Consider the following 332-nt stretch of genomic DNA (forward strand, 5'->3'; position numbering starts at 1 on the left):
GTCGTGGTGGCAATGCCCCTGTTAATTGGTCTATCTTACACAATTTTTTCATTACGATCGCCCGCAAACTCGGTTTCCGAACTATTCCTCAAGCACAACGCGCCCTCTCCAATCAACTGCACAAAGTTTTTTCTTTCTTTGTATGAAACCACCCTGCTTTTTAAGGGGGGTTAGGGGGGATCTAAAGTGCCTAAAGTCACAGCGAAATACTTTTCAAACAACCTCTAAAAGGCTACGGTGTACACACAAGTCAAAAGAAGATCAATTTCTCATTGTTCTCTCGTTCCTATGCTCTGCATAGGAATGCCTGATTAGAGGCTCTGCCTAGGCTG

It is taken from the genome of Nostoc sp. CALU 546 (assembly GCF_048836525.1).